The organism is Streptomyces sp. NPDC102274 (genome assembly GCF_044766385.1).
In the GTDB taxonomy this organism is placed as follows: domain Bacteria; phylum Actinomycetota; class Actinomycetes; order Streptomycetales; family Streptomycetaceae; genus Streptomyces.
This window is the reverse complement of sequence record NZ_JBIWLW010000003.1, coordinates 388,961-401,741: the sequence shown is the minus strand read 5'-3', so window position 1 is coordinate 401,741 and position 12,781 is coordinate 388,961. Positions and strand designations below refer to the sequence as shown.

The 12,781-nt window shown below is 69.1% G+C and carries 12 protein-coding genes; all 12 read right to left on the bottom strand.

Annotated features, from left to right (window positions below):
* Positions 1 to 13 precede the first annotated feature (13 nt).
* On the bottom strand, positions 14 to 241 hold the full coding sequence (gene atpE / locus ACIRQP_RS06365; RefSeq protein WP_249953492.1) for an ATP synthase F0 subunit C: 228 nt from the start codon (positions 239 to 241) through the stop codon (positions 14 to 16).
* Positions 242 to 313: 72 nt separating this feature from the next.
* Positions 314 to 1,150, bottom strand: a complete 837-nt coding sequence (gene atpB / locus ACIRQP_RS06360; protein ID WP_403884397.1) for a F0F1 ATP synthase subunit A — start codon at positions 1,148 to 1,150, stop codon at positions 314 to 316.
* Positions 1,151 to 1,360: 210 nt separating this feature from the next.
* Entirely contained in the window at positions 1,361 to 1,798 is a 438-nt protein-coding gene (locus tag ACIRQP_RS06355) for a hypothetical protein (protein ID WP_326810646.1), read from the bottom strand.
* A 272-nt stretch (positions 1,799 to 2,070) separates the two neighbouring features.
* Positions 2,071 to 3,423 carry an MraY family glycosyltransferase gene (locus tag ACIRQP_RS06350; protein ID WP_403884272.1) on the bottom strand — a complete coding sequence of 451 codons (1,353 nt, stop codon included), beginning with the start codon at positions 3,421 to 3,423 and terminating at the stop codon, positions 2,071 to 2,073.
* Positions 3,424 to 3,568: 145 nt separating this feature from the next.
* A complete protein-coding gene (gene glyA, locus ACIRQP_RS06345; RefSeq protein ID WP_403884269.1) occupies positions 3,569 to 4,825 on the bottom strand; it encodes a serine hydroxymethyltransferase in 1,257 nt (418 codons plus the stop codon).
* 274 nt (positions 4,826 to 5,099) lie between these two features.
* Complete coding sequence (locus ACIRQP_RS06340) at positions 5,100 to 5,759, bottom strand: protein-tyrosine-phosphatase (protein ID WP_365752205.1); 660 nt, start codon at positions 5,757 to 5,759, stop codon at positions 5,100 to 5,102.
* The gene (locus tag ACIRQP_RS06335; RefSeq protein WP_403884265.1) at positions 5,756 to 6,403 is read right to left on the bottom strand and encodes an L-threonylcarbamoyladenylate synthase; all 648 of its coding nucleotides are present in this window, start codon (positions 6,401 to 6,403) and stop codon (positions 5,756 to 5,758) included. Before ACIRQP_RS06335 ends, ACIRQP_RS06340 begins: the two co-directional genes overlap by 4 nt.
* A 95-nt stretch (positions 6,404 to 6,498) precedes the next feature.
* Positions 6,499 to 7,338, bottom strand: a complete 840-nt coding sequence (gene prmC, locus ACIRQP_RS06330; protein WP_403884394.1) for a peptide chain release factor N(5)-glutamine methyltransferase — start codon at positions 7,336 to 7,338, stop codon at positions 6,499 to 6,501.
* 96 nt (positions 7,339 to 7,434) lie between these two features.
* The gene (gene prfA, locus ACIRQP_RS06325; protein ID WP_403884262.1) at positions 7,435 to 8,514 is read right to left on the bottom strand and encodes a peptide chain release factor 1; all 1,080 of its coding nucleotides are present in this window, start codon (positions 8,512 to 8,514) and stop codon (positions 7,435 to 7,437) included.
* A gap of 100 nt (positions 8,515 to 8,614) precedes the next feature.
* On the bottom strand, positions 8,615 to 8,839 hold the full coding sequence (gene rpmE, locus ACIRQP_RS06320; protein ID WP_066950131.1) for a 50S ribosomal protein L31: 225 nt from the start codon (positions 8,837 to 8,839) through the stop codon (positions 8,615 to 8,617).
* Positions 8,840 to 9,074: 235 nt separating this feature from the next.
* Positions 9,075 to 10,172, bottom strand: a complete 1,098-nt coding sequence (locus ACIRQP_RS06315) for an LCP family protein (RefSeq protein WP_403884258.1) — start codon at positions 10,170 to 10,172, stop codon at positions 9,075 to 9,077.
* A 351-nt stretch (positions 10,173 to 10,523) separates the two neighbouring features.
* Positions 10,524 to 12,608, bottom strand: a complete 2,085-nt coding sequence (gene rho, locus ACIRQP_RS06310) for a transcription termination factor Rho (RefSeq protein ID WP_403884255.1) — start codon at positions 12,606 to 12,608, stop codon at positions 10,524 to 10,526.
* Positions 12,609 to 12,781: the final 173 nt, after the last annotated feature.

Here is a 12,781-nt window from a genome sequence, read left to right as displayed (position 1 = left end):
GTCGCGGTTCGTCTTACGGGTAGACGAACGGCATGACCAGGCCGATAAGGGCCAGTGCCTCACAGAAGGCGAAGCCGAGGATCTGGTTGGTACGGATCAGACCGGCCGCCTCGGGCTGGCGGGCGAGCGCCTGGGTGCCGTTACCGAAGATGATGCCGACGCCGACGCCGGGACCGATAGCGGAAAGGCCATACCCGACGGAGCTGAGGGAGCCGGTGACAGCAGCAAGGGTCTGGGACATGCCAGTTCTTCCTTCTCTTTCACGGACCGGTGGGGGTTGGCCACCGGACGTCTTGGGGGTCTGTGCAGGGACTCAGTGGTTCTCGGCCAGTGCGCCCTGGATGTAGTTGCAGGTCAGCAGGACGAACACATATGCCTGGACAGCCTGGATGAAGAGCTCGAAGGCGGTCATCACGAGGACCATCACGAACGAGACGCCCGCGTAGGCGATGCCGATGCCGTTGAGCAGGTACCAGCTCGCGATGGTGAAGAGCAGCAGCAGCGTGTGGCCCGCGAACATGTTCGCGAACAGTCGCACCGCGTGCGTGAACGGCCGGACCAGGAGGTTCGAGAAGAACTCGATGGCCATCGACATCGGCAGCACCGCGCCGAGCGACTTGTCGTAGCCCGTGAAGTTCTTGAGGGCGCCGACGAAGCCGTGCCTCTTGAAGGTCAGCGACACCCAGAGGATGTAGACGATCAGGGCGAGAGCCGCCGGGTAGGCGACGATCGATGTCACCGGGAACTGCGCGACCGGAACGATCGACCAGATGTTCATCATCCAGACGAAGAAGAACAGCGAGACGACCAGTGGTACGTACTTCTCGCCCTCCTTCTTGCCGATGATCTCGTAGACGACCCCACGGCGTACGAAGTCGTAGCCGGCCTCGGCCACCATCTGAAGCTTGCCCGGGACAACCTTCGGCTTACGGAAAGCGGCCCAGAAGAAGCCCACGATAATGAGGGAGGCGAGCAGCGCCAGCAGCATCGTCTTGTTGAAGTACAAGTTGCTGTCCGCGTTGCCGAAGATCGGCTTGAACAGGAACGAGTGCAGGCCGGGTGCCGGGAAGCCACATCCCTGGAAGATGTGGCAGTCGGTCTCGAAGGCGAGCACCTGCGTCGGGTCAGCACTCACCGCGGGCTCCTTCAGCATGGCGCATAGGTACGGCAACCTCGTTGTGTCGGCGCGGCGCGCAGCCGCGGTTCGGCACTGGACTGGTGTTACGGATGTGGGGACGGCGATCGGGCGTAGAGCCTCGCGTAAGAACAGGCGTCAGCTCGGATGCCCGCGCCCGCAGTGCCGCAGTTGGCACCGGACGATAGCAGGATCCCGAACGGGCACTTATCCCGGCCCTACCTCTCACGCCGACGATCCCGTCTTCTCGGCCTTGCCGGCCGACGAGGGTTCGGGGTCGACGTAGAGGATCTTGGCCTTCATGTGCGCGCGAGCCTGAGCGGCGACCCAGACGAGGGTCGTCACAACGAGCGTGAGGGCGAACGCCTTCGGGTGGAACAGCGTGGTGTCCTTGAAGGCGGCCACGAAGATGAGGACCAGCAACAGCTGGGCTGTGTAGAGCATCAGCCCCATCGCCTGGAACAACTGCGGCAACGACTTCGCCGTGCGTTGGAGAACCGTGAGCCCCATGCCCATGAAGAAGATGACCAACAGGGCGCCGACGGCGGCTCCCAGAGCCCCCTTGCCCCCCGCGACCACACCGCTGACCACAGCGGCGACAACGCCGGCGGCAGCAGTGGGCACGGCGGCGTGAAGGAGGTTCCGGACGTCGTTGGACGGCATGGCGGCAGCTCCGCTGAATGGGTGGGCAGATGGTGTCGTCATGGACGAGCGTAGGCCCGGTCCGAGAGAGGGTTTCTCGGGCCAACGGACCATCGCACTACGGTCCTTCGGCTCTGTCGCCGGGTCTCGTGAACAGTATCACAAACTATTTGATGAGGTCTTTACCATGGTGGTGTGCTGACAGTCACACATGAGAGTTAACCCGCGCGTGTGCGCACGACAGCGGTGCGTTGTGTCTGGTATTGGGCTCCGACAAGTGTAATGCCCCAGGGTCAGCGCCTGGAATCGGCCTTCCTTCTGTCGGAAAAACGCGAACGAGCGCCGAGTGCGGTCGCCCCGTTGACGCCAGCGGGAACAGGCGTACGCTCCGCCGCCATCGCCTGCGCTCCCAGCGGCTCGGGGACCGGCTCGGGAGCGATCTCCTCGTGCGATCCGTCCGGCTCGGCCGCGGCCCGGTTGCGGCGCCGGTAGCGCGGCGGCACGAAGGCCTGCGCCCAGAGCGGGGCCCGCGGCGTGAAGCGCGGCAGCAGCAGAAGCACCAGCCCCACGGCGCTCAGGACGACGACGACCGGCAGGATCCACATCGACGCCGAGTGCACCGAGTACAGGACCACACCGAACGCGATCAGCGCCGACCAGAAGTACATGATCAGGACGGACCTGCTGTGCGAGTGACCGATCTCCAGCAGCCGGTGATGGAGATGGCCCCGGTCGGCGGCGAACGGCGACTGGCCGTTCCAGGCGCGGCGGACGACGGCCAGCACCAGGTCCGCGAACGGGATCGCGATGATCGTCAGCGGCAGCAGCAGCGGGATGAAGACCGGCAGGGCCGCGTGCGTGGCCGCCCGTCCCGACCCCTCGAAGACCTTCAGGACGTCCAGATCGACCTGGCCCGTCACCGAGATCGCGCCCGCCGAGAGCACCAGGCCGATCAGCATCGACCCCGAGTCGCCCATGAAGATGCGCGCCGGATGCATGTTGTGCGGCAGGAAACCCACGCACATGCCCATCAGGATGACCGCGAAGAGCGTGGCGGGGGCGGCGGCCTCGATGCCGTAGCCGTACCAGAGCCGGTAGGTGTACAGGAAGAAGGCGGTGGCGGCGATGCAGACCATGCCGGCCGCGAGCCCGTCGAGACCGTCCACGAAGTTGACCGCGTTGATGGTGATCACCACCAGCGCGACGGTGAGCAGTGTGCCCTGCCAGGAGGTCAGCGAGACCATGCCGATTCCGGGCACCGGGATCCACAGGATGGTCAGACCCTGCATCACCATCACGCCCGCGGCGATCATCTGGGCGCCCAGTTTGATCAGCGCGTCGATCTCGAACTTGTCGTCGAGGACACCGATCAGCCAGATCAGCGCGGCGCCGGAGAGCAGTGCACGCGGTTCGTTGGAGAGCTCGAACACCCCGTTGAGGTTCTGCAGGTTGTCGGCGACGAGCAGTCCGGCGCACAGGCCGAAGAACATGGCGATGCCGCCGAGCCTCGGCGTCGGTTCGCGGTGCACGTCGCGGGCGCGGATCTCCGGCATCGCTCCGGTCGCGATGGCGAACTTCCGCACCGGGCCGGTCAGCAGATAGGTCACCGCAGCCGTCACACAGAGCGTCAGCAGGTAATCACGCACGGGCTGCCCCACAGGAATCGCTGGCCATCTCAGCCCCACACACTAGCCCGCTCCGGATCCACCGATGGAAACCGAGTCGCGTTATCAACGAGGACAACGCGGTGGGCACGATGGTTGCACGACTTCCCGCCCCCGGATGTTTCATTCAGGAAAGGGTCCCATACGGCGGAAAACGCCCGGTCAGACTCCGCACTTCACCGCGGATCCCCCGCTTCTCCGCGACATCCTCACGCAGCGCCGCGGCGAAGAGGGCCGCGATCCGGCGCATTTCCGCCTCCCCCATGCCCTGAGTGGTCACGGCGGCGGTGCCCAGCCGGATGCCCCGCCCGTCCGCGTAGGGCAGCGCGCAGGTGTCGAGCACCACACCGGCGGCGGCCAGTCGGCCGCGGGCCGCCCTGCCCCCCACTCCCAGGGGCGACGGGTCGGCGGTGATCAGATGCGTATCGCTACCACCCGTAGTGATGAGGAAACCCTCCGTGTCCAACGCCTCGGCCAGCGCACGGGCGTTGGCTACGACCCGGTGCGCGTACGCGGTGAACGCGGGGGTCGCCGCCTCCCCGAAGGCGACCCCCTTGGCGGCGATCGTGTGCATCTGCGCGCCGCCCTGAGTGAACGGGAACACCGCCCGGTCGACGCGCTCCGCGTACTCCTCGCCGCACAGGATCATCCCGCCGCGCGGTCCGCGCAGCACCTTGTGCGTCGTCGCGCACACGACATCGGCGTACGGCACGGGATTGGGCGCCGCGCCCCCGGCGACCAGCCCGATCGGATGTGCGGCGTCCGCGATCAGATACGCGCCGACATCGTCGGCGATCTCCCGGAACGTTTCGTAGTCGATATGGCGGGGATAGGAGATCGACCCGCAGACGATGGCCTTGGGCCGGTGCGTCCGCGCCAGCTGGTGCACCTGCGCGTAGTCGATGATCCCGCTCTCCGCGTCGACCCCGTACCCGACGAAGTCGAACCAGCGGCCGGAGAAGTTGACGGGCGCGCCATGGGTGAGATGGCCGCCGTACGGCAGCCCCATGGCCAGCACGGTGTCTCCGGGGCGCAGCAGGGCGGCGTACGTGGCGAGGACGGCGGAGGAGCCGGAGTGCGGCTGTACGTTGGCGTGCTCGGCCCCGAAGAGCGCCTTCGCCCGCGCGACGGCGATCCGCTCGGCGGCGTCGACCAGCTCGCAGCCGCCGTGGTGGCGGGCGCCGGGATAGCCCTCGGCGTACTTGTTGGCGAGCGGGGAGCCGAGGGCGGCGAGGACGGCGGGCGAGGTGAAGTTCTCGGCGGCGATGAGCTGAAGACTGTCCGCCTGCCGTCGCGTCTCCCCGAGGATCACCTCGGCCATCTCGGGATCCTGCCGCCGCAGGGCGTCCGGCGCTGTCGTACGGGGGGCGGTGACGACGGACATGGCGGACTCCGGACCTCGGAGGGGGTTGCGTGCCTTCCAATGTAGGACGGTGGGACCGCTGATGCGCGATGGATGACGCGGTTTTCGCGGTGCCCTGACGTTCCGGGCGCCGTCCTGCCGGTGGCGAGTGAGCCGAAGGGCGCGCCGCTGTCGAAAGGGAGGCTGTGCTCGATATGCGGCTCCGCCGCGCGGGCGGAGGTTCCCGGGGTACGAGGGAATCGAGCACGGTCGACCGTCGACAGGGCATAAAGCGCCCGGACGCGAACCGAGCCCCTTAAAAAAGCGGCGGCCGCGCCGGTACCCCCGTCAGCGCCGTCACGACCGGGTCCAGCGCCTGGTGGATCTCCTCGCCGATGGAGCGGAAGAACGTGATGGGCGCGCCGTACGGGTCGTAGACCTCGTCCGCGTCCGCCGTGGGCGCCAGCAGCCAGCCGCGCAGCGCCGCCGCCGCGCGGACCAGCGCGCGGGCGCGCTCGACCACCCCCTCGTCGAGGGGGTCCGGCAGCGTCGCCGGGTCTATGGCGCGCACCAGCCGGGTGAACTCCTTGAGCGTGAAGGTGCGCAGCCCCGCCGAGTGGCCCATGGAGATCACCTGGGCGCGGTGGTCGCGGGTCGCGGTGAGGACCAGGTCGGCACGGATGACGTGTTCGTCGAGCAGCTCGCGGCCGACGAAGCCGGAGGCGTCCGCGCCGAAGTCGGCCAGTACGGCTTCGGCGTTGGCCTCCATGGCGGCGCCCTCGTGCCCCCAGGTGCCCGCGCTCTCCACGATCAGGCCGCCGGTGAGCCGCTCGCCGAGGCGGACGGTCAGGGCATGCCGGTTCAGCCGCTCGGTGATGGGCGAGCGGCAGACGTTGCCGGTGCTGACGTGGAGGATGCGGAAGGTGTTGCCGGTGAATGCGGTCTCCGCTATGCCACGCCCCTCAGGGGCGGTCAATTGGCCACCTCAAGGTCGGGTACCACCTTGCGGAGCTCCTCCGCGTCGAGGGCGCCGGCCCGCAGCAACACCGGGACGTTGCCGGTGACGTCGACGATCGAGGAGGGGACGTTGCCGGGGGTCGGGCCGCCGTCGAGATAGACGGAGACGGCGTCCCCGAGCATCTCCTGCGCGGCGTCGCAGTCCTCGGGGGCCGGGTGCCCCGTGAGGTTGGCGCTGGAGACGGCCATCGGGCCGACCTCGGTGAGCAGTTCGATGGCGACGGGGTGGAGCGGCATCCGGATGGCGACGGTGCCTCGGGTGTCCCCGAGGTCCCACTGGAGGGACGGCTGGTGCTTGGCGACGAGGGTGAGGGCGCCGGGCCAGAACGCGTCGACCAATTCCCATGCCTGCTCGGAGAAGTCGGTGACAAGGCCGTGCAGGGTGTTCGGGGAGCCGATCAGGACAGGGGTGGGCATATTGCGGCCGCGCCCCTTGGCCTCCAGCAGCTCGGCGACGGCCTCGGAGCTGAAAGCGTCCGCACCGATCCCGTAGACGGTGTCGGTGGGCAGCACGACCAGCTCACCACGGCGGACGGCCGACGCGGCCTCGCGCAGACCCGTCGTACGGTCGGTCGCGTCGTTGCAGTCGTATCGCCGTGCCATTTAACCGGCCTTCCTGTGGTGTGTTGCCCGTTTGTGTGATGCCCGGTTCGCTGCCGGTGCGGCTGTCCGTACGGCGCTCGGTGCGGCCTGCGCGGTCACGGCATGGCCTTACGGGCTGTCGCGAAGCGCGGTCGCTTGTTCAGATCGGGGTGGTCGGCGGCGTCCGCCCAGCCGGATTCCTCGCTGAAGATCCACGGCACCTGGCCGCCCTGGGTGTCCGCGTGTTCGACGACGACCAGGCCGCCGGGCCGCAGCAGCCGGTGCGCGGTGCGTTCGATGCCGCGGATCGTGTCGAGGCCGTCCTCGCCGGAGAAGAGGGCCATCTCCGGGTCGTGGTCACGGGCCTCGGGGGCGACGTACTCCCACTCGGTCAGCGGGATGTACGGCGGGTTGGAGATGACCAGGTCGACCTGGCCGTCGAACTCGGGAAGGGCGCTCAGAGCGTCTCCCCGGTGGACGGTGACCCTGGACCCCTCCGCGTTCTTCCGCGTCCAGACGAGGGCCTGCTCGGACAGCTCCACGGCGTGCACGCGCGAGCGCGGCACCTCCTGTGCCATGGCGAGCGCGATCGCGCCGGAGCCCGAGCACAGATCGACGATCAGCGGCTCGACGACATCCATGGCGCGCACGGCGTCTATCGCCCAGCCGACGACCGACTCGGTCTCCGGGCGCGGCACGAACACGCCGGGGCCCACCTGGAGTTCGAGATAGCGGAAGAAGGCGCGTCCGGTGATGTGCTGGAGGGGTTCGCGGGCCTCACGGCGGGCCACGGCCTCCCAGTAGCGTGCGTCGAAGTCCGTGTCCTTGACGTTGTGCAGCTCTCCCCGCTTGACGCCGTGCACATACGCGGCGAGCTCCTCCGCGTCGAAGCGCGGCGAGGGGACACCCGCGTCCGCCAGCCGCTGGGTGGCCTGCGCCACCTCCGCGAGCAGCAGGCTGCCGCGGCCGACGGGCCCGCGACGGAGCCGCTGAGGGTCGCTGTGCCCACCGGGAAGTGGCTGCACGCTGGTTCCTCCGGACTGCGAGAGTGGTTACTGGGCGGCGGCGAGCTTCGCTGCGGAGTCGGCGTCGACACAGGCCTGGATGACCGCGTCCAGCTCTCCGTCGAGCACCTGGTCCAAGTTGTACGCCTTGAAACCGACGCGGTGGTCGGAGATCCGGTTTTCCGGGAAGTTGTACGTCCGGATCTTCTCGGACCTGTCGACCGTCCGCACCTGGCTGCGCCGGGCGTCCGCCGCGTTCTTCTCCGCCTCCTCCTGTGCGGCCGCGAGAAGCCGCGAGCGAAGGATACGCATGGCCTGCTCCTTGTTCTGGAGCTGGCTCTTCTCGTTCTGGCAGGAGGCGACGACACCGGTCGGCAGATGGGTGATGCGTACGGCGGAGTCGGTGGTGTTGACGGACTGGCCGCCGGGTCCCGAGGAGCGGTAGACGTCGATCCGCAGATCGTTCGCGTGGATCTCGACATCGACCTCCTCGGCCTCGGGCGTGACGAGCACACCGGCGGCGGAGGTGTGGATACGGCCCTGCGACTCGGTCGACGGCACGCGCTGGACGCGGTGCACCCCGCCCTCGTACTTCAGCCGCGCCCAGACGCCCTGTCCGGGCTCGGTGGCGCCGTTGCCGCCCTTGGTCTTCACCGCGACCTGGACGTCCTTGTAGCCGCCCAGCTCGGATTCGGTGGCGTCGATGATCTCGGTCTTCCAGCCGACGCGCTCCGCGTACCGCAGATACATGCGCAGCAGGTCGCCGGCGAAGAGCGCGGACTCGTCGCCGCCCGCACCGGCCTTGACCTCCAGGATGACGTCCTTGTCGTCGCTGGGGTCGCGCGGTACGAGCAGCAGGCGGAGCTTCTCGGTCAGCTCTTCGCGCCGCTTCTCCAGTTCCTTGACCTCGGCGGCGAAATCGGGATCGTCGGCCACGAACTCGCGGGCGGTCACGATGTCCTCACCGGTCTGCTTCCAGGAGCGGTAGGTGCCGATGATCGGGGTGAGCTCGGCGTAACGCTTGTTGAGCTTGCGCGCGTGTCCCTGGTCCGCGTGGACCGACGGGTCGGCGAGCTTCTTCTCCAGATCGGCGTGCTCGCCGATCAGTTCCTCGACCGCCTCGAACATCGGGGGCTCCTGGTTTTCGTACGTAAGGTGCTTCGGGACGCCAAAGCGCCGGTCTCGGCGCCCCGGATGCGGGGCGCCGAGAACCGGCGCGGGTTGCTCGCTACTTCTTGGCGGAGGCGGCGGCCTTGCCGAAGCGGGCCTCGAAGCGGGCCACGCGGCCACCGGTGTCGAGGATCTTCTGCTTGCCCGTGTAGAACGGGTGGCACTCGGAGCAGAGGTCGGCACGGATGGTGCCGGACTCGATGGTGCTCCGGGTGGTGAACGACGCACCGCAGGTGCAGCTGACCTGGGTCTCGACGTACGCGGGGTGGATGTCGCGCTTCAAGGGGTTCTCCTAGGGAACATCCCCGCGCGGAGGCGGGGAGGGCTCCGGGTCGCACGTGCGGAGTGCGCGTGCGTGAACCGGGACCGACGTACCAGTCTGCCAGGACCGGCCGTATCTCCCAAAACCGGGGTGCGACGGGAAGTATTCCGGATTCCGCCGCACACCTGTGGAAAGCCGGTGCCCACAGGCGGGCGGATCGCGGGGCGCGGACGGGCGGACCGGGTGGTGCGCCCGGTCAGCCGCCCTTGACCACGCCGTTCGCGTCGCGCTGGTCGCCCGCCGAGTCCTTGGTCGCGGAGGCGGGGATGGGCTTGTCCTGCCTGAGCGCCGTCCAAACCTGCTGGGAAGGGGCCTGGAGGGGCAGTACGCGGTTCCGGTCGGCGGGGTCGTACCGGACAGGGAGTGTGATCATCTTGACGTCCTTGGCCCCGAGGTCCTTGAGCCCGTCGGCGAATCCGATCAGTTCGTTGACCGAATCGAGCTGGGTGTCCGGGGTGATCGCCCGGGTGGCGGTATCGGCGAGGTCGTACAGCTTCTTCGGGCTGCTGAACACGCCGATGCTCTTGACCTGCCCTATCAGCGCCTTGACGAAGGCCTGCTGGAGCTCTATCCGGCCCAGATCGCTGCCGTCGCCGACGCTGTGGCGGGTCCGTACGAGACCGAGGGACTGCTCACCGTCGAGGGTGTGGGTGCCGGGAGCGAGCTTCAGATGGCTCTTGGGGTCGTCGATGGCCTGCCTGGTGGTGATCTTCACGCCGCCGAGCTGGTCGATGAGCTTCTTGAAGCCGGTGAAGTCGACCTCGATGTAGTGATCCATACGGATGCCGGACATCTTCTCGACGGTCTTCACGGCGCAGGCGGGGCCGCCGACCTCGTACGCCGTGTTGAACATGGCCAGCCGCGCGCCGGGCACGGCGGCGCCCTTGGAGTCGGTGCACTCGGGGCGGTCGACCAGGGTGTCCCGCGGTATGGAGACGACACTGGCCGTCTTGTGGCCCTTGTAGACGTGGACGATCATCGCGGTGTCGGAGCGGGCGCCGCCGCCGTCCGTGCCGTACTCGGCGTTCGCGCCGGACCGGGAGTCCGAGCCGAGGACGAGGATGTCCTCGGAGCCGTTGTCGGCGTTGGCCGGGCGGTCGCCGCCGAGCTGGGCGTTGATGTCGACGCCCAGGATGTTGCCGTTGAGCTTGTAGTAGACGTAACCGATCCCGGATCCGCCGAGGAGGACCAGCCCCGCCACCGACCACGCCACGACAGTGGTCGCGCGCCGACGCTTGCCCGAGGTCTCGCGGCGCTTGCCGCCGCCTATTCGGCTGTCGCTCCCGTCGGTCATGGTCTCCCTCTGTCCGTCGCGCCGGTTCCGCTACCTCCCGCCGTGCGATGTGGGACGTTTCGTCACCACTTGTACAGACAGTGAAGCATTAAGGAGGGTTGCACAGCACTCCGTGGCCGTCGCGGGAGACCGGGCGGCGGAGCCTGCCGGGGCGCTGCGCCGACGGGTGGTGTCATCTGTGGTTCACCTGCGTCTTCGGCGTACGGAGCCGCCCACGGGCGGGCCAGGGCCGGTCCGGGGGGTGTGGCGAAGGTTTCCGGGCGGCCGTCGCCGGCGGGAGCCGTGGGCTCGGAGACGGAAAACCGCCCCCTCGCCGGAGCGAGGGGGCGGTCAGGGCCTGATCGGTCCAGGTCAGTCGTTGCCGTTGCCGTTTCCGGGGCCGGGCGTCGTCTTCTGGATCTGGAGCAGGAACTCCGCGTTCGACTTCGTCTGCTTCATCTTGTCCAGCAGCAGCTCGATCGCCTGCTGCTGGTCGAGGGCGTGCAGCACCCTGCGCAGCTTCCAGACGACGGCGAGCTCGTCGCTGCCGAGCAGGATCTCTTCCTTACGGGTGCTGGACGCGTCCACGTCCACCGCCGGGAAGATGCGCTTGTCGGAGAGCTTCCGGTCGAGCTTGAGCTCCATGTTGCCGGTGCCCTTGAACTCCTCGAAGATCACCTCGTCCATGCGCGAGCCGGTCTCGACCAGCGCGGTGGCCAGGATGGTCAGCGAGCCGCCGTCCTCGATGTTGCGCGCCGCGCCGAAGAAGCGCTTCGGCGGGTAGAGCGCGGTCGAGTCGACACCACCGGACAGGATGCGTCCGGAGGCGGGAGCCGCGAGGTTGTACGCACGGCCCAGACGCGTGATGGAGTCCAGCAGGACGACCACGTCGTGACCCAGCTCCACGAGGCGCTTGGCGCGCTCGATGGCCAGCTCGGCGACGGTGGTGTGGTCCTCGGCCGGGCGGTCGAAGGTCGAGGAGATGACCTCGCCCTTGACCGACCGCTGCATGTCGGTGACCTCTTCAGGGCGCTCGTCGACGAGGACGACCATCAGATGGCACTCGGGGCTGTTGACCGTGATCGCGTTGGCGATGGCCTGGAGGATCATGGTCTTACCGGTCTTCGGCGGGGCCACGATCAGACCGCGCTGGCCCTTGCCGATGGGGGCGACCAGGTCGACGATCCGGGTCGTCAGCACACCCGGATCGGTCTCCAGCCGGAGCCGGTCCTGCGGGTAGAGCGGCGTCAGCTTCTGGAACTCGGGCCGCCCACGGCCGGTTTCGGGCGCCATGCCGTTGACGGAGTCGAGGCGGACCAGCGCGTTGAACTTCTCGCGGCGCTCGCCTTCCTTGGGCTGGCGCACCGCGCCGGTCACGTGGTCACCCTTGCGCAGGCCGTTCTTGCGGACCTGGGCGAGCGAGACGTACACGTCGTTGGGACCGGGCAGGTAGCCGGAGGTCCTGATGAACGCGTAGTTGTCGAGGATGTCGAGGATGCCCGCGACGGGGATCAGCACATCGTCGTCGGCGACCTGCGGCTCGCCGGGCCCGAACTCGTCGCGGCCGCGGCGGCCACGGCGGTCGCGGTAGCGCCCGCGCCGGCCGCGGCGGCCGCCCGCCTCGTCGTCGAAGTCGTCCTGCGGGCCGGTGTTCTGGCCGCCGCCCTGGCCCTGGCTCTGGCCGCCGCCGCGGTTGTCGCGCTGCTGGCGGCTGCCGCCGCCCTGCTGCTGACCACTCTGGCCGCCCTGGCCGCCCTGCTGGTCGTCGCCCTTGCCCCGGCGGTCACGCTGACGGTCACGGCGGTCGCCACGCTCGCCGCGGTCACGCTCGCCGCGCTGGCCGCGGTCCTGGCGCTCGCCGCGCCGGCCGTCGGTCTCGGCCTGCGCCGAGCCGTTGGCGGACGCGGAGACGGCCGTCTCGGCCTTGGCGTCGGGCTGGGCCTCGACCCTGACATCGGCCGGGGCCTCGGCCCTGGCGTCCGTGGTGGTCTCGGGGCTGCCCGCCTGCGCGGTGGCCCTGCGCCGGCGGCGCTCGCCCGCGGGCTGATCGTCACTGGCGGGCTGGCCGGGGATGTCGATCTGCTGCTGGGCCACGGCCTGCTCGGCGTTGCCGGACTTCTCCTCGGCGGCCTCGCCCGTACGGGCCTTGGAGGTCGCGCGCCGCTTCGGCTTGGTCTCGGCGTCTGCGCTGCCGGAGTCGGCGCTCTTGGCGGCGGACGAGCCCCCGGCCTGCGCCTCCTTGATGACCTCGATCAGCTGGCTCTTGCGCATCCGCGCGGTGCCCCTGATGCCGAGGCCTGACGCGACCTGCTGCAGCTCGGCCAGGACCATGCCCTCGAGGCCGGTGCCGGAGCGGCGGCGCCGTGCGGTGGTGCCAGTGGCAGCACCTTCGGCGGGCGCGGTCGTGTCGACAGTGCTGTCGGCAGTCACGCCCATCAGATCGGTGGTGTCGCTCACGAAGGGTCCTTCCCTGGAGCGGACGTCGGCCTTCTGGCTCGGCGACCGGTTGTGCTGTCCGACTGCGGTCCTGTCTTGTGGACCGTGCCGGGGCGGTGGTCCCGCCGGGTATGGCGGAGAGATCTGCAAACGTGCGGACGTGCAATGGGTCCGGCCCGAGGTCCCCCTGCTCG